Source organism: Noviherbaspirillum sp. (genome assembly GCF_036563305.1).
Lineage (GTDB): Bacteria > Pseudomonadota > Gammaproteobacteria > Burkholderiales > Burkholderiaceae_D > Noviherbaspirillum.
The window spans coordinates 281,648-303,148 of sequence record NZ_DATCMQ010000008.1 but is presented as its reverse complement, the minus strand read 5'-3'; the positions used below and the strand labels follow the sequence as shown (position 1 = coordinate 303,148).

Genomic DNA, 21,501 nt, shown 5'->3' with positions numbered 1-21,501 from the left:
GTCGTTCGCCGCTCACGGCAGTTTCGAGACGGCGACGTGCTTGAGCAGGTCGTCGACCGAGACCTGGATCAGGTCGGTTACCGGCGCGGGGTACAGTCCCATGGCCAGCACCGCGATCGCGAGGATGCCGAGCATCAGGAATTCGCGGCCGTTCAGGTCCTGGAGTTCCGCGACGTGCTTGTTGCCGATCTCGCCGAACACCACACGCTTCACCAGCCACAGGGAATAGGCTGCACCGAAGATCAGCGCAGTTGCGGCCAGCATGCCGATCCAGAAGTTGTATTGCACGGAGCCGAGGATCACCATGAACTCGCCGATGAATCCCGAGGTTGCGGGCAGGCCGGCATTGGCAAGCGAGAACAGCACAAAGAATGCGGCAAAACGCGGCATGCGGTTGATCACACCGCCGTAATCGGCGATCTGACGCGAATGCATGCGGTCGTAGAGCACGCCGATGCAAAGGAACATCGCGCCGGAGACGAAACCGTGCGAAATCATCTGGACGATGCCGCCCTGCACCCCCATCGCATTGAACACGAAGAAGCCGAGGGTGACGAAACCCATGTGGGCGATCGACGAATACGCGACCAGTTTCTTCATGTCGGCCTGCACCAGGGCGACCAGACCGATATAGATCACGGCGATCAGCGACAGCGTGATGATGAAACCTGCCATTGCATGACTGGCATCGGGCGCGATCGGCAGGGAGAAGCGCAGGAAACCGTAGGCGCCGAGTTTCAGCATGATGGCCGCCAGCACCACCGACCCGCCGGTCGGCGCCTCGACGTGCGCATCCGGCAGCCAGGTGTGCACCGGCCACATCGGCACCTTGACGGCAAATGCCATGAAGAAGGCGAGGAAGATCAGGATCTGCGCATTCATCGGCAGCGGCAGCTTGTGCCAGGCGAGAATGTCGAAGCTGCCGCCCGCGCCGAAGTAGAGATACAGCAGCGCGACCAGGGTCAGCAGCGAACCAAGCAGCGTGTAGAGGAAAAACTTGATCGCAGCGTAGACGCGGTTCGGACCGCCCCAGACACCGATGATGATGAACATCGGAATCAGGGTCGCCTCGAAGAACACATAGAACAGCAGGCCATCGAGCGCGCAGAACACGCCGATCATCAGGCCCGACAGGATCAGGAAGGCACCCATGTACTGGGCGACGCGCTTCTCGATGACTTCCCAGCCGGCGATCACGACGATCACGGTGATGAAGGCGGTCAGCAACACGAACCAGACCGAGATGCCGTCGATGCCGAGGAAGTAATCGACGTTGAAACGCTCGATCCACGACGCCCTTTCGACGAACTGCATGCCGTGGGCGGCCTTGTCGAACTGCAGGAACAAGGGAATCGTCACCAGGAAGCTGGCGATGGAGCCTGCCAGCGATACGCCGCGGACCAGCCCGGGGTTGTTGTCGCGTCCGATTGCCAGGACGAGCAGGCCGAAGGCGATCGGGCACCAGATCGCGAGGCTGAGTAGAGGGAAAGTTGACTGCATCATGGTTTTATTTGCTTTACCTCGCCAACTTACTTGGCAAACGACGGGAACGGCATGAAGTAGAACAGGAAGAACAGCACGCCGATGATCATTACGAATGCGTAGTGATAGATATAACCGGTCTGCACATGGCGGATCAGCGCGGAGAACCAGCCGACCACGCGGGCACTGCCGTTCACAACCAGGCCATCGATCAGGGTACGGTCGCCGACGGTGGACAGGCCGCCGCCAAGCACGCGCGCGCCCTTGGCAAACACCACGTCGTTGATCTTGTCCATGTAGTACTTGTTGTCCAGCAGGGTATGCAGTGCATGCAGCTTGCTGTAGAACCAGGCCGGCACACGCGGATTGATCATGTAGCAGTACCAGGCGGCGACGACGCCACCCAATGCCAGCCAGAACGGTGCGGTCATGAAGCCGTGCATGCCCATTGCTGCCGCCCCATGGAAGGCCTCGTTGAGCGCCGCCATCGCGCCGTGATTCTCGCCGACGTAGATCACGTCCTTGAAGAAATCGCCGTGCAGCATGGGACCGATCGCCAGGTAGCCGATCAATACCGACGGAATGGCCAGCAGGATCAGCGGCAGCGTGACGACCAGCGGCGCCTCGTGCGGCTTCTCGCCCGGCGCAAGTCCGTGGTGATGGTGGTCGTCGTGCTCCTGTTCTTCTTCCTCGTGGTGGGTCTCATGGCCGTGATGCGCATGGGCCTTGCCGAAGCGCTCCTCGCCGTGGAATACCAGGAAGTACATGCGGAACGAGTAGAAGGCGGTGACGAAGACACCCGCGAGCACGGCGAAATTGGCGAAGCCGGCGCCGGCAATATGGGTATCGTGGACGGCCTCGATGATGCTGTCCTTCGAGTAGAAGCCCGAGAAGAACGGCGTGCCGATCAGCGCCAGCGAACCCAGAAGCGAGGTGATCCAGGTGATGGGCATGTACTTGCGCAGACCGCCCATGTTGCGGATGTCCTGGTCGTGGTGCATGCCGATGATGACCGCGCCCGCGCCGAGGAACAGCAGCGCCTTGAAGAACGCGTGGGTCATCAGGTGGAACACGGCAACCGAATAGGCGGACGCGCCCAGTGCCACGGTCATGTATCCGAGCTGGGACAACGTCGAGTACGCAACCACCCGCTTGATGTCGTTCTGGATGATGCCGAGGAAGCCCATGAACAGCGCGGTGATCGATCCGATGACCAGGATGAAGGACAGCGCGGTGTCCGACAGCTCGAACAGCGGCGACATGCGGGCGACCATGAAAATCCCCGCGGTCACCATCGTCGCTGCGTGGATCAGCGCGGAGATCGGGGTCGGGCCTTCCATCGAATCGGGAAGCCAGACGTGCAGCGGGAACTGTGCCGACTTGCCCATTGCGCCGATGAACAGGCAGATGCAGGCAACGGTCAGCAGCATCCAGTCAGTACCCGGCAGCGTCAGGCCGGCCAGTTCGTTGCGCTTGGCAAAGACTTCGCCGTAATTCAGCGAGCCGGCATAGGCCAGCAGCAGGCCGATGCCGAGGATGAAGCCGAAGTCGCCGACGCGGTTGACCAGGAAGGCCTTCATGTTGGCGTAGATCGCCGACGGCCGCTTGAACCAGAACCCGATCAGCAGATAGGACACCAGGCCGACCGCTTCCCAACCGAAGAACAGCTGCAGGAAGTTGTTGCTCATGACGAGCATCAGCATCGAGAAGGTGAACAGCGAGATGTACGAGAAAAAGCGGTTGTAGCCTTCGTCCTCGGCCATGTAGCCGATGGTGTAGATGTGCACCATCAGCGACACGAATGTCACGACGCACATCATCATCGCCGTCAGGCTGTCGACGAGGAAGCCGACTTCCAGCTTCAGCCCCATCACCGTCATCCAGGTGTAAACGGTGCCGTTGTACGTCGCCCCGTCCATCACCGCCAGCAGTGTCTGGAACGAGATGATGAACGCGACCAGCACCCCGAGGATGGTGACCGAGTGTGACGCCGTGCGCCCGATCTTGTTGCCGAAGAACCTGGTGCCGAGCAGGCCGGCAATTGCCGAGCCCGCCAGAGGTGCCAGCGGCACAGCAAGAAGAATCTGAGGGTTGAGTTGCCCCGCCATGATGGACCCTGTCGTTATTATTTGTGGTTAACCCTTGAGGCTATCGAGGTCCTCGACATTGATGGTGTCCAGGTTACGGAACAGCACCACCAGGATGGCGAGGCCGATCGCGGATTCCGCGGCAGCCACAGTCAGGATGAAGAAAACGAAAATCTGACCTGCCGCATCACCGAGATAATGCGAGAAGGCGATGAAATTCATGTTCACCGACAGCAGCATCAGTTCGATGGCCATCAGCAGGATGATGATGTTCTTGCGGTTCAGGAAGATCCCGACGATGGAAATCGCAAACAGGATCGCACCGAGAACCAGAAAGTGAGCGAGCGAGAGAGCCACGGCACATTCCCCTTATTGTTTTTCCGCGGCGGCAGCAGGCGCTGCGCCGTTGCCGTTGGCACGATCGGATTCGGCCTTCATCGACACCATGCGGATACGGTCGTTGCGCTTGACCTTCACCGCCTGGGCCGGATCGAAGTACTTGCTGTCCTTGCGGCGGCGCAGCGTCAGCGCAACCGCTGCGACGATCGCAAGCAGCAGGATCACCGCTGCGATTTCGAATGCGTAGATGTACTCGGTGTAGATCAGCATGCCCAGTTCCTTCGTACCGCCGATGTTGGCGGCGGCAGCCGGTGCCTGTGCAGCCGGATCCCAGAAACCATGCAGCAGGACGGCCGCCATTTGCAGGGCAATCAGCAGGCCGACCACGGCGGCGAGCGGGAAATAGCTCCAGAAGCCTTCGCGCAGCTTGCCGATGTCGATGTCCAGCATCATCACGACAAACAGGAACAGCACCATGACCGCGCCGACATAGACCAGCACCAGGACGATCGCAAGGAACTCGGCCCGCAGCAGCAGCCAAATGGCTGCCGCCGAGAAGAACGACAGCACCAGGAACAGCGCTGCGTGGACCGGGTTACGGGCCGTGATGACGCGGGCCGCTGCCAGCACCAGGATCAGCGAGAACGCGTAGAAAAGAGCAGTTGTAAATTCCATATTCGACCAGAAGAGTCAGCGGTACGGCCGGGTGTATCCCGGCTCAACGATAGGCAGCGTCAACCGAACGCGCGGCGGCGATGTCCTTCTCATAGCGATCGCCGACTGCCAGCAACATCTCCTTCGTGAAGTAGAGGTCGCCCCGCTTTTCGCCGTGATATTCAAGAATGCTGGTTTCGACGATCGAGTCGACCGGGCAGGACTCTTCGCAGAAGCCGCAAAAGATGCACTTGGTCAGGTCGATGTCGTAGCGCGAGGTGCGGCGGGTGCCGTCCTCACGCTCCGTCGATTCGATCGTGATGGCCATTGCCGGACAGACCGCTTCGCACAGCTTGCAGGCGATGCAGCGCTCTTCCCCGTTCGGGTAGCGTCGCAATGCATGCAGTCCGCGGAAACGCGGCGACAGCGGGGTCTTCTCTTCGGGGAACTGGACGGTGATCTTGCGGGCGAACATGTAGCGGCCGGTCAGGGCCAGTCCCTTGACCAGCTCCTTGAGCATCAGGCTGCCGAAAAAATCTTTGATGGCTTCCATGGTTTCTTACTTCCAAATATTCCAGGGTGACTGGATCCAGGCTGCCACGATCACCAGGTAGGCCAGCGTCAGCGGAATGAATACTTTCCAGCCGAGACGCATGATCTGGTCATAGCGGTAGCGCGGAAACGAGGCGCGCGCCCAGATGAACAGCGATACGACGAAGAAGGTCTTGATGCCGAGCCAGATCCATCCGGGGATGAAGTCGAGCAGCGCGATCGGTGCGGACCATCCGCCGAGGAACATGAGCGACGCGAGCATCGAGATCAGGATCATGTTCGCGTACTCGGCCAGGAAGAACATCGCGAACGACATGCCGGAGTACTCGACCATGTGGCCGGCAACGATTTCCGATTCGCCCTCGACGACGTCGAACGGATGCCGGTTGGTCTCGGCAATGCCCGAGATCACGTAGATCACGAAGATCGGCAGCAGAGGCAGCCAGTTCCAGGACAGGAAGTTCAAGCCCATGGCGGCGAAGCTGCCCTGGGTCTGCTGGTTCACGATGTCGACGAAGTTCAGGCTGCCGGACACCATCAGCACGATGACGAGGGCAAAACCCATTGAAATCTCGTACGACACCATCTGCGCGGAAGCGCGCATCGCACCAAGGAATGCATACTTGGAGTTGGATGCCCAGCCGGCGATGATCACGCCGTAGACTTCCATCGAGGTGATCGCCATGACGAACAGCAGGCCCGCATTGACATTGGCGAGGACGGTTTCCGGTCCGAAGGGAATGACCGCCCAGGCGGCCAGCGCCGGCATGATGGTCATGATCGGTGCGATCACGAACAACGCCTTGTTCGCCTTCGCCGGAACAACGATTTCCTTCAGCAGCAGCTTCAGCGCATCGGCGATAGGCTGCAGCAGGCCGGCCGGACCCACGCGGTTCGGGCCGAGACGGATGTGCATCCAGCCGATCATCTTGCGCTCCCACAGCGTCAGGTAGGCAACGCAACCCATCAGCGGCAGGACGATCGCCACGATCTTGATGACGTTCCAGACCAGGGGCCAGACGCCGCCGAATACGCTGGTCCCGGCGGAATTGAGGGTCGTCAGAAAATCCATTAGGCTTTCTCCACGCTGATCGGGCCAAACATCGGACCCAGGGCGGCGGTCGACGGATGCGAGGCGGATACCCGCACCACATTCGCCGGCAGCTTCGCGTCGATGGCGGCCACGAGCACGGCGCTGCCCTGCCCCTGGACCACCCGTACCTGCGTACCTTCGGCAACGCCGAGGGACTGTGCCAGGTCCGGCGACAGAGAGGCCTTCGGCGCCTGCGCGTCGGTCGTCAGTTGCAGGGACTCGGCGCGGCGGACGATGGCGTCGCTGAAGTAGATCGGCACGTCCGCAATCCGCTCCAGCCCGGCGGCAGCAGGCTTGGCAGCCTGCGGTTGCAGGTTCGCGACGTTGTTCAGGCGCGGCAGCAGGTCGGCCTCTTCGGAGACCTTGGTGCCCAGCACTTCGGCGCGGATCTCTTCGGAAGTCTCGTAGCCGAAGCCTTGCAGGTCGAGCATGTTGCCAAGCACGCGCAGCACCTTCCAGGCAGGACGGGTCTCGCCAAGCGGCTTGACGGTACCGTTGAAGCCTTGTGCGCGGCCCTCGCAGTTGACGAAAGTGCCGGCGGTTTCGGCAAACGGCGCGACCGGAAGGAGCACGTCCGCGTAGTCCATGCCGTGCTTGTACGGGCTCATTGCCACGACCATCTTTGCCTGCTGCAGGGCGGCGCGCGCCGCCTGCGGATCATGGCAGTCGAGTTCCGGCTCGGCGTGCAGCAGCACATAGGCCTGGCGCGGCTCGGTGAAGAATTGCCGGGCATTGCCGCCGTTCTGCGGGAATGCATTGGCGATGTAGCCACCGACGCTGTTCGCAGCCTCGGTCAGGTAGCCGAAGGCGGCGCCGGTGTTTTGCGCGATCCATTCGGCGGCGGCATGCAGTTGCGAGGCCTGCGGATGCTGCGCGGCGGCATTGCCGAGCACCACACCGCGGCGTTCGCCCGACAGCAGGCTGTCCGCGATGCCCTTCGCCACGTCGCCCGGGGTGATTCCCTCAAAGCCGGCCGGCGCTGCGATGCCCTTCATCTGGGCTACCGCCACGATAATCTCGCTCAGGGCGGACAACCACTCGGACGGTGCCTTGATCATGCGATGCGCAACCGGCAGCAGCAGGTCATCATCGGTCGCGTGCAGGACGCTGACCTTCGTGCCGCGCTTGGCCGCATGGCGCAGGCGGGCAGCCAGCAGCGGATGATCCTTGCGCAGGAAGGAGCCGATGACCAGCGCGCGGTTGAGCTGACCGAATGCATCGATGGACATCCCCAGCCACGGCACCACCTTGCCGTTCAATGCAAAGTCGGACTGGCGCAGGCGGAAATCAACGTTATCGGAACCGAGGCCGCGCACCAGCTTCTGCAGCAGCGTCAGTTCTTCCAGCGTCGAATATGGCGCGGCGAGTGCAGCAAGTGCATCGGCGCCATGGTTGCGGCGGATATCGCTCAGGCCGTGGGCAACGTATTCCAGCGCGGTCTGCCAGTCGGTCTCGATCCACTTGCCGTCCTGCTTGACCATCGGCACCGTCAGGCGCTCTGCGCTGTTCAGGCCTTCATAGGAGAAGCGGTCGCGATCGGACAGCCAGCATTCGTTGACGCCGTCGTTCTCGAGCGGCAGTACGCGCATCACCTTGCCGCCCTTGACCTGCACCATCAGATTGGCGCCGAGGCCATCGTGCGGACTGACCGAGCGGCGGCGCGACAGCTCCCAGGTGCGGGCGCTGTAGCGGAACGGCTTGGAGGTCAGTGCGCCGACCGGGCACAGGTCGATCATGTTGCCGGACAGCTCGGAGTCGACCGAGTTGCCGACGAACGTCGTGATCTCGGAGTGCTCGCCGCGGTTCAGCATGCCGAACTCCATCACGCCGGCCACTTCCTGGCCGAAACGCACGCAGCGGGTGCAATGGATGCAGCGGGCCATCTCGCGCATCGAGATCAGGGGGCCGGCATCCTTCGGCGGGACAATGCGCTTTTCTTCTTCGTAGCGGGAAGCGGACGGGCCGTAACCTACAGCCAGATCCTGCAACTGGCATTCACCGCCCTGATCGCAGATCGGGCAATCCAGCGGGTGATTGATCAGCAGGAATTCCATCACGCTCTTCTGCGCCTTGATCGCCTTGTCGCTGGCGGTGCGCACGATCATCCCGTTGGTCACGGGCGTGGCGCAGGCTGGCAGCGGCTTCGGGGCCTTCTCGACCTCGACCAGGCACATGCGGCAGTTGGCCGCGATGGACAGCTTCTTGTGATAGCAAAAATGGGGAATGTAAGTGCCGAGCTTGTTGGCAGCTTCCATCACCATGCTGCCCTCTTGCACCTCTACCTTCTTGCCGTCGATTTCTAGTTCAACCATGGCTCTTGCCTAGTATCCTGTATGGGGTTGCTGGCGTCCGGCTCAAACGTAGGCCGGGACCAGGCAATGCTTGTGTTCGATGTGGTATTCGAACTCGTCGCGGAAATTCTTCACGAACGCGCGGACCGGCATGGCCGCCGCGTCGCCGAGCGCACAGATGGTGCGGCCCTGGATGTTGTCCGCAATCGAATTCAGCATGTCGAGGTCGTCCGCCCTGCCCTGGCCGTGTTCGATACGGTGCACCATGCGGTACAGCCAGCCGGTGCCTTCGCGGCACGGCGTGCACTGGCCGCAGGACTCTTCGTAATAGAAGTAGGACAGGCGCAGCAGCGACTTCACCATGCAGCGGGTCTCATCCATCACGATCACCGCGCCGGAGCCGAGCATCGAGCCGGCCTTCGCGATCGAGTCGTAATCCATGTCGGTATTCATCATCACGTCGCCGGTCAGCACCGGCATCGACGAACCGCCCGGAATCACCGCCTTGATCTTCTTGCCGTCCCGCATGCCGCCGGCGAGTTCAAGCAGTTTCGCGAACGGCGTGCCGAGCGGCACCTCGTAGTTGCCGGGACGCGCGACGTCGCCGGACATCGAGAAGATCTTGGTGCCGCCGTTGTTCGGCTTGCCGAGGGCCGCATAGGCTTCGCCGCCCATGCGCATGATGAACGGCACCGCTGCGAACGTCTCGGTGTTGTTGATCGTGGTCGGCTTGCCGTAGAGGCCGAAGCTGGCGGGGAACGGCGGCTTGAAGCGCGGCTGCCCTTTCTTCCCCTCGAGCGACTCCAGCAACGCGGTTTCTTCGCCGCAGATGTATGCGCCGAAGCCATGGAAGGCATGCAGCTGGAAATTGAAGCTGCTGCCCATGATGCCGTCGCCGAGAAAGCCCGCGGCGCGCGCTTCTTCCAGCGCCTCTTCGAAACGCTCGTATTCGGCCCAGATCTCGCCATGGATGTAGTTGTATCCGGCCGAGATGCCCATCGCGTACGCACCGATCGCCATGCCTTCGATCAGCGCATGGGGGTTGTAGCGGATGATGTCGCGATCCTTGAATGTCCCCGGCTCACCCTCGTCGGTATTGCAGACCAGGTATTTCTGCCCTGGGAACTGCCGGGGCATGAAGCTCCACTTCAGGCCGGTCGGGAAACCCGCGCCGCCGCGTCCGCGCAGGGACGATGCCTTCAGTTCGGCAATGACCTGTTCGGGCGCGATATTCTCGGTGAGGATGCGCCTGAGCGCCTCGTAGCCGCCGCGCTTCACGTAGTCGGCAAGATGCCAGTTATTGCCGTCAAGGCCGGCAAGGATCAGCGGATTGATGTGGCGATTGTGCAGGCTGGTCATTTCTTCAGTTCCTCCACCAGCGCATCGATCTTCTCGGTCGACATGTGGCTGCACATGCGCTTGTTATTCACCAGCATCACCGGCGCGTCGCCGCAGGCACCCATGCACTCGCCCTCGATCAGGGTGAACAGGCCGTCGCCGGTCGTGTCCTTGTACTCGATGCCGAGTTTCTGCTTCAGGTATTCCGCCGCGCGTTCGCCGCCGGAGAGCGCGCAAGGCAGGTTGGTGCACACGGAGATCTTGTGCTTGCCGACCGGCTTGGTGTTGTACATGTTGTAGAAGGTGGCGACTTCCTGCACGGCGATCGGCGCCATGCCGATGTAATCGGCGACGTCCTTCAGCACCTCGGGCGACAGCCAGCCCTTCTCGTCCTGGGCGATGGCGAGTGCGGCCATGACCGCGGACTGGCGCTGGTCGGCCGGGAATTTCGCGAGTTCGCGATCAATCTTCTTGTACGCTACTTGACTTAACAGCATATCGTCAGCCATTCATGCGCGTGAGCCACGCGCGGGTTATCGGTCAATCTCACCGAACACGATGTCTTGCGTGCCGATGATGGTCACGGCGTCGGCGATCATATGGCCCTTGGCCATCTCGTCGAGTCCCTGCAGGTGCGCAAAGCCGGGCGCCCTGATCTTCAGGCGGTAGGGCTTGTTCGCCCCGTCCGAAACGAGGTAGATGCCGAACTCGCCCTTCGGATGTTCGATCCCGACATAGGCCTCGCCTTCCGGCACATGGAAGCCCTCGGTGAAGAGCTTGAAGTGGTGGATCAACTCTTCCATGTTGGACTTCATGCTCACGCGGTCAGGGGGGGCAACCTTGTGGTTGTCGGTCATGACCGGGCCGGGATTGTTGCGCAGCCATTCGATGCACTGCTTGATGATGCGATTCGACTGCCGCATTTCCTCTACGCGCACCAGGTAGCGGTCGTAGCAATCGCCGTTCACGCCTACCGGGATATCGAAATCCAGCAGGTCGTAGACTTCGTAGGGCTGCTTCTTGCGCAGGTCCCATTCGACACCCGAGCCACGCAGCATCGGCCCGGTGAAACCCATTGCCATCGCGCGTTCCGGCGACACGACGCCCACCCCGACCAGACGCTGTTTCCAGATCCGGTTGTCGGTCAGCAGCGTCTCGTACTCGTCCACATAGCCGGGGAAACGGTTGGTGAAATCCTCGATGAAGTCGAGCAGCGAGCCCTGCCGGTTCTCGTTCAGCTGCCTGATCGCCTTTTCGTTTCGCACTGCGGATGCCTTGTACTGCGGCATGCGGTCCGGCAGGTCCCGGTAGACGCCACCCGGGCGGTAGTACGCTGCGTGCATGCGGGCGCCCGAGACCGCCTCGTAGCAATCCATCAGGTCCTCGCGCTCGCGGAAGGCGTACAGGAAGACAGCCATCGCGCCGACGTCCAGACCGTGCGCCCCGATCCACAGGAGGTGGTTCAGGATCCGCGTGATCTCGTCGAACATCACCCGTATATATTGGGCGCGCAGCGGGACTTCAATACCGAGCAGCTTCTCGACCGCGAGCACGTAGCCGTGCTCATTGCACATCATCGACACGTAGTCGAGCCGGTCCATGTACGGAACGGACTGCAGGAAGGTCTTCTGCTCGGCCAGTTTTTCAGTGGCCCGGTGCAGCAGGCCGATATGCGGATCGGCGCGCTGGATCACTTCGCCGTCCAGCTCGAGTACGAGACGCAGAACGCCATGCGCAGCCGGGTGCTGCGGTCCGAAGTTCAGGGTGTAATTCTTAATCTCTGCCATTATTTCATCCCGTATTTCTCTTCGCGGATCACGCGCGGAATGATTTCACGCGGCTCGATCGTCACGGGTTGGTAAATCACGCGCTTCTGCTCGGGGTCGTAGCGCATCTCGACAAAGCCGGAGACCGGGAAGTCCTTGCGGAATGGATGTCCGATGAAGCCGTAATCGGTAAGGATGCGACGGAGGTCGTTATGACCTTCGAAGAGGATGCCGAACAGGTCGAACGCTTCACGTTCGTACCAGTTGGCCGAGGACCAGATGTCTGAGACGGACGGAATGACCGGAAGTTCGTCGTCGGGCGCAAAAACGCGTACGCGGAGGCGCCAGTTATGTGTGACGGACAGCAGGTGCGACACTGCCGCGAAACGCGGACCGTCCCATACGCCGTCGCCGTACGTCGAATAGTCCATGCCGCACAGGTCGAGCAACTCCTCGAAACGCAGGTCGGCGTGGTCGCGCAGCACGCGCATCACGGAGAGGTAATCGGATGCGCCGACAACCAGCGTCGCTTCGCCAATCGCCACCTTCAGGTCGCGCACCTGCTCGCCAAGCGCGTTGCGGAGCGACGCTTCGAGCACTTCAATTTTCGTGGTCATATGCGGGCACCTTCTCAGCGCGCGATGGTGTTGGTTCGCTTGATCTTGTTCTGCAGCTGCAGGATGCCGTACAACAGCGCCTCGGCGGTCGGCGGGCATCCCGGCACGTACACGTCCACCGGAACGATGCGATCGCAACCACGCACCACGGAATACGAGTAGTGGTAGTAGCCGCCGCCGTTGGCACAGGTACCCATCGAGATCACCCAGCGTGGCTCGGCCATCTGGTCATACACCTTGCGCAGCGCCGGGGCCATCTTGTTGCACAGCGTGCCGGCAACGATCATCACGTCCGATTGGCGTGGGGACGGACGAAACACAATGCCGAACCGGTCCAGGTCATAGCGGGACGCGCCCGCGTGCATCATCTCGACGGCGCAGCACGCCAGACCGAAGGTCATCGGCCAGAGGGAACCGGTACGGGTCCAGTTGATCAGCTTGTCCGCAGTCGTCGTGACAAAGCCTTCGTTAAGTACACCTTCAATAGCCATGACTTACTCCCAATCCAGGGCGCCCTTCTTCCAGATGTACCAGAAGCCAACCAGGAATTCGGCGATGAACACCATCATCGTGACGAAGCCCGGCCAACCGAGGTCGCGCATCGCTACGCCCCAGGGGAAGAAGAAAGCGGTTTCCAGATCGAACAAAATGAACAGGATGGCGACGAGGTAGTAGCGCACGTCGAACTTCATGCGCGCATCCTCGAATGCCTCGAAGCCGCATTCATACGGCGACAACTTCGCCACATCCGGCTTATGGGGAGCAAGCACGCGACCAAGAACCTGGGGCACGACGCCCACGCCGATGCCGACGAGGATGAAGAGAAGAATGGGGAAATAGTTTTCGAGGTTCACGGTGTGGGAGGTTGGTTAGTTGAATGATTTGCAAATCAAACCAAGATTCCTCGTTAAAAAGCCAGCTCGGGACACCCCTTGCTGGCTTTTTGATTTTGGTGCCGACGGCGAGACTCGAACTCGCACAGCTTTCGCCACTACCCCCTCAAGATAGCGTGTCTACCAATTTCACCACGTCGGCTGAGACTGCTATTTTACCCTGAAATACCCTCTTTGTTCAACGCACAATTACCGCGAACCAAGGGTCACAGAATTATTTCGGAATCTGGTTTGCCTGACCCGCGTCATTGCCCTGCGCAGCAGGCGCCGGTGCGGCCGGCGCCGGGGCGCCAGCGGCCGGTGCGGACTGCTGTGCCGGTACCTGCGGCAGGTTTTCCATCACGCCGCCACCCGCTGCGGGACGGTTGTTGCCAATGAAGGCAAGGCCGAGCGTCGCGGCAAAAAAAATGGCTGCGGCCACGGCAGTTGCCTTGGACAGGAAGTTTGACGAACCTGACGCGCCGAACAGGCTGCCGGAGGCGCCGGATCCGAATGCCGCCCCCATGTCCGCTCCCTTGCCATGCTGAAGCAGTACGAGACCAATGATTGCGAGGGCGGACAGCACCTGCACAACAACGACTACGGTGGACAACGCGTTCATGAGTTACCTTTTAATCTAAGATTTCTTGCGTGGATCAAGCCGCCGCGATAATGGACAGGAAATCGGACGCCTTCAGCGAAGCACCACCGATCAGCCCGCCGTCGATGTCCGCCATCGCCAGCAATTCCTTTGCATTGTCCGGCTTCATGCTGCCGCCGTACAGGATCTGCACCTTGGCTGCCGCTTCCGCATTTTTTTGCGCAATCCTTGCGCGCACCATCTTGTGCACGTCCTGCGCCATTTGCGGTGTTGCCGTCTTGCCGGTGCCAATTGCCCAGACGGGTTCGTAGGCGACCACGATCTTCTCAAGCTCGGAACCGTCAAGTGCATTCAGCACCGCGTCGATCTGTCGTCCCACCACGACGTCCGTCTTCCCCGCCTCGCGCTCCTCGAGGGACTCGCCGACGCAGACGATGGGAACCAGACCGGACCGCAGCGCGCGCGACGTTTTGCGCGCAACGATTTCGTCCGATTCGCCGTGGTAGGTCCGGCGCTCGGAGTGACCGACGATCACATAGCTGCAACCAAAGTCCGTCAGCATGGAGGCTGCAACCTCGCCGGTGTAGGCACCTGACTCGTGCAGGGAAAGGTCCTGGCCGCCCCACTTCACAGACGTGCCGCCTAGCGCAGACTGGCACTGAGCAAAGTACGGAGCTGGAACGCAAACGGCCACTGCGCCGCGGGCGTCACCGAGGCCGTCCCTGATCCCGTCCAGCAGCGCTGCGTTTGCGGCAGTGCTGCCGTTCATCTTCCAGTTACCTGCAATCAGTTTGCGGCGCATATCGGGCAAGGAATAAAGAAAACCCGTGATTTTAGCGCGTTGCGGCAAGTGCGGTCAAACCAGCGGCGGCTTGTTCGACCTTGCGCAAGCCGCACGCGGCTCCTGCGGCCATTATGTCCCGACCGAAAGGATGATCTTGCCTGTATGCGTACTGCTTTCCATCAGCCGATGTGCTTCAACGGCCTGCTCGAGAGGGAACACCTTGAAGATGACCGGCTTGATCTTGCCAGCCTCCAGCAGGGGCCATACGCGGGCGCGCAGATTCTCTGCGATGGCACGCTTGAACGCGACCGGACGCGGCCGTAATGTCGAACCGGTGACCGTCAGGCGGCGCCGAAGGACCTGCCCGAGATCGAGTTCGGCCTTGGCCCCGCCGAGCAGTGCGATCACCACCAGTCTGCCGTCGTCGGCAAGGCAGTCGAGTTCTCGCGCCGCGTACGGACCGGCCACCATGTCGAGGATAACGTCCACGCCGCGTCCGCCCGTTTCCTTCTTGACCACCTCCACGAAATCCTCGGTCTTGTAGTTGATGGCCCGAACGGCGCCGAGCGCCTCGCACGCGCGGCATTTCTCATCGGTGCCGGCCGTTGCAAACACGCGGTGGCCGAATGCGGTTGCCATCTGTATGGCGGTTACGCCGATACCGGACGAACCGCCCTGGACCAGCAGCGTTTCGCCTTCGCCCAGACGGGCGCGATCGAAGACATTGCTCCAGACGGTGAAGAAGGTCTCGGGCAAGGATGCCGCTTCCGCCGGACTCAAGCCCTTCGGCACGGGCAGGCATTGCGCCGCCGGCGCCGTACAGTACTCCGCATAGCCGCCACCCTGCACCAGCGCGCAGACCATGTCGCCCTTCTTCAGCGACGTCCCGGCAAAGTCGCCGTCGACCACCTCTCCGGCGACCTCGAGTCCCGGCAGGTCCGACGCGCCCGGCGGCACCGGGTAATGACCCATCCGCTGGATCACGTCAGGGCGATTGACGCCTGCCGCCAGCACGCGGATCAACACTTCACCCGCCTTGAATTCCGGTACCGGGCGCTCGCACAGGCGCAGAACCTCCGGCCCTCCCGGCTTTTCAATCTCGATCGCTCTCATCATTGTCCGTCCGTCCAGGGAAAAAGAGATTGTACGTGAGCCAGTGAAAACGCATCGAGACCGGAATTCCGGCTTGAGGATCTGCAATGCAGGGATCGTGACGACAGGGAGAATGCGATGACTGATTGCACCGAGGCAAAATTTGTAACCGGGAAACGTTTCCGAAGTTACAAAAATGCCGGGAACTAACCTTAGCAATGCACTTTCCAAGAGGAAATTGCATTACCAGAGGACAACCTAATGCACTCCACTCGCGATTCAACCCGGCTTGTTCGTCCAACTGAAGCATCTGCATGCGTTCTTGGCGCGGAGCACTCGTCGCATGGCGTTCGGAGCGAGGGTGCGCCGGTTGCGAACCAGAGCCGCGAGGCGCGGCTTGAACAGCTGTGTCGCATCGCGGTGGCCAGCGGGCATTTCAGCTGTGCGTCCGTTCTGCTCGTTTGCGACGACAAGCGCGTGTTGCACCTCGCCTGCAGCCGGGGTGACGCGGCAAGCGAAGAAAGCCCCCGGTCTGCCAGCTTCCCTTTTCCGCTGAACGGCGCCGTGAGCGGCGTACTTCAACTGCAGTCCCTGCAGGAGGATGCCTTCGACGCGCCGCAACTCGACTTCGCGGCGGAATTGGCCCGTGAGATGCATACCCTGATCGGCGGTTATCGAAGCGAGTGCGAACGCAACGCGCTGGAAGCGGAGCTGGTCGACAGCGAGAAGTTCAACAGTGCTGTTCTCACCGCGGCACCTGACTGCATCGTGTCGATCAACGACAAGGGGGAAATCATCAGCTTCAACCAGGCGGCGGAGGCGGCCTTCCATCGTGCTGCGCACGACGTGATCGGGAAACAGCTGGCCGACGTCCTGAGCCCTCCACAGTTGCGTGAACAGCACCGCGTCGGCGTGACCCGCTTCCTCGCCACCGGGTACAGTCCGGCCGCGAACGGCCGCATGGAACTGGTGGCGGCACGCGCCGACGGCTCCCTCTTCCCCGTGGACATCGCGGTCGTGCCGGTGAGTGTCGCGGGCAACAGGATCTTCACGGCGTTCATCCGCGACATCTCGGAGCAGAAGCGGTCGCAGGCAGTACTGCAGGACCACGCCGCCCGCTATCGACGGCTTATCGAAGGGTCGCCGGAAGCCATCATCGTGTGCTGCGACGGCCTGCTCGCGCTTGCCAATCCCGCGGCGTGCCGCCTGCTCGACGCGAGCACACCGAACGCGCTTCTGGGTCGCGACATCTTCGACTTCGTGCATCCCGATTTCCGGCATCACATGTGCAGTGCAATCGAAGCGCCCCTTCCTCCCGCAGTGCCGAAGTTTGTGGAACAGATTTGGGTCCGGGACGACCGCACTTGCTTCAATGCGGAAGTAGGGACGACCAGGCTCATCTTCAACGGCCGCGCCGCAGTGCAGGTGGTGGTGCGGGACATCACCGAGCGCAAGCGGGCGGAAGCGGTGCAGATCGGCCAGAACCGCATCCTCAACATGGTGGCGACTGGCGTGCCCCTTCCCGAGGTGCTGTCCGAGATTGCCCACTTCATGGAATCCCAGTCGAACCGCGGACGCTGCGCGATCCTGCAGCACGACGAGGAAGCGCGCAGACTGTCGTGGATTGCCGCTCCCAGCCTGCCTGAATCCTACGTCGAATCCATGGGCGACATCCCGGTGAGCTGCTCGCAGGCTTCCTGCGGCACGGCGGCGAAGCGACATGTGCCGGTGATGGTGACCAGCATCGCAAACGATCCGGCATGGGACGCGCACCGCGGCCATGCGCTGCGCCATGGACTGCGCGCGTGCACCTCCTGGCCGATCTTTGGCCGCAATCGCAAGCTTCTCGGCACCGTGGCTCTGTATTTCGAGGACGAAGCGGCGCCGACGCCTGCGGAACTGCAGCTTTTCGGGGTATGCACCAATCTCGCCGGTATCGCAATGGAACGTCGCGCCTCGGAGGAAAAGATCCGCTTCCTGGCACACTACGACGGCCTGACTTCACTCCCGAATCGCTTCCTCTTCCGGGAATACCTTGACCTGGCACTACGAAATGCGAAGCGGCACGGCAACAAGTTCGCGTTGTTCTTCCTCGACCTCGACAGGTTCAAGGAGATCAACGACAGCCTCGGCCACGATGCCGGCGACCAGGTCTTGCGGGAAGTCGCGCGCAGGCTTCGCGGCGCACTTCGCCACACGGACAAGATTGCGCGCATGGGGGGCGACGAATTCTACGTCCTGATCGAAGAGCTGAGCGATGGGCGCTACGCCAGCGACGTCGCGCGCAAGCTGCTGCACGAGGCTTCCCGTCCGGTCCGGGTGGGGACGCAGGAGTGCGTCCTCAGTGCCAGCATCGGCATCGGTGTCTTTCCCGACGACGGAGAGGATGCCGCCACGCTGCTGAAGAATGCGGACGCGGCAATGTACCGCGCCAAGGAGCTCGGCAAGAACGGTTTCCAGTTCTATTCGCGCGCGACCGAACCTCGCAAGAGCGGACTGGCCGCCCTGTCGGTCACTAGCAGGCGACGATACCAGCCGGCGCCCTCCCGGATGCGCCAATAAAAAACGCCCGTGCCGGAAAGCACGGGCGTTTTCATCTCGCCGTAAAGCGGAAGCTTCCGCTCGCGACCTACTGCTGTTGGGCAGCGCCGCCTTCTTCTGCAGTCACCGCCTTCATCGACAGCTTGAGGCGGCCGCGGTCATCCGTCTCGAGGACCTTGACCCGCACCTGCTGGCCTTCCTTCAGGTAGTCGGCAACGGCGTTGACGCGCTCGTTGGCGATCTGGCTGATATGCAGCAGGCCGTCCTTGCCCGGCAGGACCTGGACAATAGCGCCGAAATCGAGCAGTTTCAGCACGGTACCGTCGTAGGTCTTGCCGACCTCGACCGATGCCGTCAGCTCTTCGATGCGGCGCTTCGCTTCCTGGCCTGCAGCGGCATCGACCGAAGCAATCGTCACCACGCCTTCGTCGGTGATGTCGATCTGGGTACCGGTCTCTTCGGTCAGTGCGCGAATCACGGCACCGCCCTTGCCGATCACGTCCCGGATTTTTTCCGGGTTGATGCGGATCGTGATCAGGCGCGGCGCGAAGTCCGACAGCTCGGCTTTGCCATGAGGCATGGCTTCCTGCATCTTCGCCAGAATATGCATGCGGCCTTCCTTGGCCTGCGCCAGCGCGACCTGCATGATTTCCTTGGTAATGCCCTGAATTTTGATGTCCATCTGCAGCGCGGTGATGCCGTTCGCGGTGCCAGCAACCTTGAAGTCCATGTCACCAAGATGGTCCTCATCGCCGAGGATGTCAGTCAGGACCGCAAACTTGCTGCCTTCCTTGATCAGACCCATTGCGATACCGGCGACGTGCGCCTTCATCGGTACGCCGGCGTCCATGAGCGCCAGGCAGCCGCCACAGACCGAGGCCATCGACGAGGAACCGTTGGACTCGGTGATTTCCGACACCAGTCGCACCGAATAGCTGAACTCCTCCGGCGCCGGCAACGCGGCTTGCAGCGCGCGCTTGGCGAGACGGCCGTGGCCGATCTCGCGGCGCTTGGGCGTGCCGACACGGCCGGTTTCGCCGGTGGCGAACGGCGGCATGTTGTAGTGCAGCATGAAGCGATCGGAATACTCGCCCATCAGCGCATCGATCTTCTGCTCGTCCCGGGCGGTGCCGAGCGTCGCCACCACCAGTGCCTGGGTTTCGCCGCGGGTGAACAGGGCCGAGCCGTGGGTGCGCGGAAGCACGCTGTTGCGGATCGAGATCGGACGCACGGTGCGGGTGTCGCGACCATCGATGCGGGGCTCGCCTTCCAGAATCTGGGAGCGGACGATCTTCGCTTCGAGATCGAACAGGATGCTGCCGACTTCGGCGGCGTCCGGGCCGCTGGTACCCGCTGCAACCGCTTCCGCGGCAAGGGCGGCGTTCACTTCCGCGCTCACGGTGTTGAGCTTCGCGGTCCGCGCCTGCTTGTCCTTGGTCTGGTAAGCCTCGCGCAGCTTGCCTTCGGCGAGTTCGGTGATGCGGGCGATCAGGGTTTCATTCTTCGCAGCAGGCGCCCACTGAACCTCGGGCTTGCCGCCGTCACGTACCAGCTCGTGGATCGCGTCGATCACGGCCTTCATCTGCTCGTGGCCATACACCACCGCACCGAGCATGACTTCCTCGGACAGCTGGTTTGCTTCGGATTCGACCATCAGCACTGCCTGCTCGGTACCCGCGACCACCAGGTCCATCTGCGACTGCGCCATCTGCGATGCCGTCGGGTTCAGCACGTACTGGCCGTCGAGGTAGCCGACGCGCGCGGCGCCCAGCGGACCGTTGAAGGGGATGCCAGCGACACAGATCGCGGCCGACGCGCCGATCATCGATGCGATGTCAGGGTCGATTTCGGGATTGACCGACAAAACGTGAATGATCACCTGCACTTCGTTCAGGTAACCCTCGGGGAAAAGCGGGCGGATCGGGCGGTCGATCAGGCGCGACGTCAGGGTTTCCTTTTCCGACGGGCGGCCTTCACGCTTGAAGAAGCCGCCCGGGATACGACCGGCCGCATAGCTCTTCTCGATATAGTCGACGGTCAGCGGGAAAAAATCCTGGCCGGGCTTCGCATCCTTGCGCGCGACCACCGTCGCCAGAACCACGGTGTCTTCGATCGACACCACGACAGCGCCGGATGCCTGGCGGGCAATCTCGCCGGTCTCCAGGGTGACAGTGTGCTGACCGTACTGGAAGGTCTTCGTAACTTTGTTGAACACGGTGTTTCCTTTCTATTTTTGCCGACAGAATTTCAGGCGCTGTCGTTCACCTCACCACAGACGGCCAGTCACGCATGACGTGCCACCTTCACTGCTTGCAACGCCGGCAGACCACAAACCGCAAAATGACAAAATGCCTGCATCAGTGGGACTGACGCAGGCATTTCGTCTATGAGCCGGACAGCTGTCGCAAGGAATTACTTGCGCAGGCCGAGCTTTTCAATCAATGCGCGGTAGCGGTTCGCGTCCTTGCCCTTCAGGTACGAGAGCAGGCGCTTGCGGCGGTTGACCATCTTGATGAGGCCACGGCGGGAGTGGTGATCCTTTGCGTGTGCCTTGAAGTGGTTGTTGAGCTCGTTGATACGGGCGGTCAGCAGCGCGACCTGGACTTCCGGAGAACCGGTGTCATTGGTGCCGCGGCCATTTTCCGCAATAATCGCGGCCTTGTTGATGTTCTCTACAGACATTGCAAACCCTTTCACATGCGGTACCTGGAGTCGCAACCCCTTTGCACCGTGAACTATTGATAAAAAAACTTGGCCAAAGAAGCCAAGATGCGCAGTATATCGGAAATAAATCGTCGATTCAAATACTTAGCAACGGTCCTCGCGGCAATGCCGCCTGGCACCGATGCGCGTGATCACAAGGAAGACCATGCACACCATTGCCAGACTCGCCCTGCCCGCCGTCTTCGCGCTGCTGTCAGGCTGCGCGACCCTTTTCCCTGCCGCGGTCGACGTGGGTGATACCGAAGCCGATCTCCTGCAGAAGCGCGGGCAACCGACGAAACGTTACAAGGACGGCAATACCGAGCTGTTCGAGTACATGACCGGCCCCTGGGGCCAGAGGACGTACATGGCGCGCCTGGTCAATGGCAGGGTGACATCCTTCGAGCAGGTGCTGACGGTGGAAAAGTTCGCCACCATCGAGGTCGGCAGGGCGAACAAGGAGACCGTGCTGCGCACCATCGGCACGCCCAGCGACACCTCCTACTTGCCGCTGCGCGACCTGGAGGTGTGGTCCTACCCGTACAAGGAGAACGACGTCTGGAACTCGCTGATGCATGTCCACTTCGACAGCGCGGGCGTCGTCAGGCAGATGCTCAACGGGCCGGATCCGCGCTTCGATCCGGACAGGCGGTTCCCGTTCGGCTTCCGCTGATAACCGCGGGGGCCAG

20 protein-coding genes and 1 tRNA gene are annotated in these 21,501 nt (G+C 61.7%); 2 read left to right on the top strand and 19 right to left on the bottom strand.

Annotated features, from left to right (window positions below):
- Positions 1 to 12: 12 nt before the first annotated feature.
- The 17 genes from VIM12_RS07085 to VIM12_RS07005 form a co-directional block, all read right to left on the bottom strand.
- Complete coding sequence (locus VIM12_RS07085; RefSeq protein ID WP_331940910.1) at positions 13 to 1,503, bottom strand: NADH-quinone oxidoreductase subunit M; 1,491 nt, start codon at positions 1,501 to 1,503, stop codon at positions 13 to 15.
- A gap of 26 nt (positions 1,504 to 1,529) precedes the next feature.
- A complete protein-coding gene (gene nuoL, locus VIM12_RS07080; protein WP_331940909.1) occupies positions 1,530 to 3,590 on the bottom strand; it encodes an NADH-quinone oxidoreductase subunit L in 2,061 nt (686 codons plus the stop codon).
- A 27-nt stretch (positions 3,591 to 3,617) separates the two neighbouring features.
- Positions 3,618 to 3,926, bottom strand: a complete 309-nt coding sequence (nuoK, locus tag VIM12_RS07075) for an NADH-quinone oxidoreductase subunit NuoK (RefSeq protein ID WP_331940908.1) — start codon at positions 3,924 to 3,926, stop codon at positions 3,618 to 3,620.
- Between the two features lie 12 nt (positions 3,927 to 3,938).
- Positions 3,939 to 4,583, bottom strand: coding sequence for an NADH-quinone oxidoreductase subunit J (locus VIM12_RS07070; RefSeq protein WP_331940907.1), 645 nt, complete (start codon positions 4,581 to 4,583; stop codon positions 3,939 to 3,941).
- A gap of 43 nt (positions 4,584 to 4,626) precedes the next feature.
- On the bottom strand, positions 4,627 to 5,115 hold the full coding sequence (gene nuoI, locus VIM12_RS07065; RefSeq protein ID WP_331940906.1) for an NADH-quinone oxidoreductase subunit NuoI: 489 nt from the start codon (positions 5,113 to 5,115) through the stop codon (positions 4,627 to 4,629).
- 6 nt (positions 5,116 to 5,121) lie between these two features.
- Positions 5,122 to 6,186 (bottom strand): NADH-quinone oxidoreductase subunit NuoH, encoded by a 1,065-nt coding sequence (nuoH, locus tag VIM12_RS07060; protein ID WP_331940905.1) that lies wholly within the window; start codon positions 6,184 to 6,186, stop codon positions 5,122 to 5,124.
- On the bottom strand, positions 6,186 to 8,519 hold the full coding sequence (gene nuoG / locus VIM12_RS07055; protein WP_331940904.1) for an NADH-quinone oxidoreductase subunit NuoG: 2,334 nt from the start codon (positions 8,517 to 8,519) through the stop codon (positions 6,186 to 6,188). Before nuoG ends, nuoH begins: the two co-directional genes overlap by 1 nt.
- Before the next feature lie 42 nt (positions 8,520 to 8,561).
- Complete coding sequence (gene nuoF, locus VIM12_RS07050; protein ID WP_331940903.1) at positions 8,562 to 9,857, bottom strand: NADH-quinone oxidoreductase subunit NuoF; 1,296 nt, start codon at positions 9,855 to 9,857, stop codon at positions 8,562 to 8,564.
- Positions 9,854 to 10,333, bottom strand: coding sequence for an NADH-quinone oxidoreductase subunit NuoE (gene nuoE / locus VIM12_RS07045; RefSeq protein WP_331940943.1), 480 nt, complete (start codon positions 10,331 to 10,333; stop codon positions 9,854 to 9,856). The genes nuoF and nuoE overlap by 4 nt, the downstream gene beginning before the upstream one ends.
- A gap of 36 nt (positions 10,334 to 10,369) precedes the next feature.
- Positions 10,370 to 11,623: an NADH-quinone oxidoreductase subunit D gene (locus VIM12_RS07040; protein ID WP_331940902.1), complete on the bottom strand. Its 1,254-nt coding sequence runs from the start codon at positions 11,621 to 11,623 to the stop codon at positions 10,370 to 10,372.
- On the bottom strand, positions 11,623 to 12,219 hold the full coding sequence (locus tag VIM12_RS07035) for an NADH-quinone oxidoreductase subunit C (RefSeq protein ID WP_331940901.1): 597 nt from the start codon (positions 12,217 to 12,219) through the stop codon (positions 11,623 to 11,625). The genes VIM12_RS07040 and VIM12_RS07035 overlap by 1 nt, the downstream gene beginning before the upstream one ends.
- Positions 12,220 to 12,233: 14 nt before the next feature.
- The gene (locus tag VIM12_RS07030; protein ID WP_151634107.1) at positions 12,234 to 12,710 is read right to left on the bottom strand and encodes a NuoB/complex I 20 kDa subunit family protein; all 477 of its coding nucleotides are present in this window, start codon (positions 12,708 to 12,710) and stop codon (positions 12,234 to 12,236) included.
- A gap of 3 nt (positions 12,711 to 12,713) precedes the next feature.
- Complete coding sequence (locus VIM12_RS07025; RefSeq protein ID WP_331940900.1) at positions 12,714 to 13,073, bottom strand: NADH-quinone oxidoreductase subunit A; 360 nt, start codon at positions 13,071 to 13,073, stop codon at positions 12,714 to 12,716.
- Positions 13,074 to 13,169: 96 nt separating this feature from the next.
- A tRNA-Leu gene (locus VIM12_RS07020) sits at positions 13,170 to 13,254 on the bottom strand.
- A 72-nt stretch (positions 13,255 to 13,326) separates the two neighbouring features.
- Entirely contained in the window at positions 13,327 to 13,713 is a 387-nt protein-coding gene (secG, locus tag VIM12_RS07015) for a preprotein translocase subunit SecG (protein WP_331940899.1), read from the bottom strand.
- Between the two features lie 34 nt (positions 13,714 to 13,747).
- Positions 13,748 to 14,494, bottom strand: a complete 747-nt coding sequence (gene tpiA, locus VIM12_RS07010) for a triose-phosphate isomerase (protein WP_331940942.1) — start codon at positions 14,492 to 14,494, stop codon at positions 13,748 to 13,750.
- Positions 14,495 to 14,605: 111 nt separating this feature from the next.
- A complete protein-coding gene (locus tag VIM12_RS07005) occupies positions 14,606 to 15,589 on the bottom strand; it encodes an NAD(P)H-quinone oxidoreductase (protein ID WP_331940941.1) in 984 nt (327 codons plus the stop codon).
- 543 nt (positions 15,590 to 16,132) lie between these two features.
- Here VIM12_RS07005 and VIM12_RS07000 point away from each other — a divergent pair.
- Positions 16,133 to 18,130 (top strand): sensor domain-containing protein, encoded by a 1,998-nt coding sequence (locus VIM12_RS07000; RefSeq protein WP_331940898.1) that lies wholly within the window; start codon positions 16,133 to 16,135, stop codon positions 18,128 to 18,130.
- A 67-nt stretch (positions 18,131 to 18,197) separates the two neighbouring features.
- Here the strand turns inward: VIM12_RS07000 and pnp are convergent, their stop codons facing one another.
- Both pnp and rpsO read right to left on the bottom strand, forming a co-directional pair.
- Positions 18,198 to 20,324 (bottom strand): polyribonucleotide nucleotidyltransferase, encoded by a 2,127-nt coding sequence (pnp, locus tag VIM12_RS06995; RefSeq protein ID WP_331940897.1) that lies wholly within the window; start codon positions 20,322 to 20,324, stop codon positions 18,198 to 18,200.
- A 197-nt stretch (positions 20,325 to 20,521) separates the two neighbouring features.
- On the bottom strand, positions 20,522 to 20,791 hold the full coding sequence (gene rpsO / locus VIM12_RS06990; protein ID WP_331940896.1) for a 30S ribosomal protein S15: 270 nt from the start codon (positions 20,789 to 20,791) through the stop codon (positions 20,522 to 20,524).
- Between the two features lie 187 nt (positions 20,792 to 20,978).
- Between rpsO and VIM12_RS06985 the strand changes: the two genes are divergently transcribed.
- Positions 20,979 to 21,485: a hypothetical protein gene (locus tag VIM12_RS06985; protein WP_331940895.1), complete on the top strand. Its 507-nt coding sequence runs from the start codon at positions 20,979 to 20,981 to the stop codon at positions 21,483 to 21,485.
- The last annotated feature ends 16 nt before the right edge of the window (positions 21,486 to 21,501 follow it).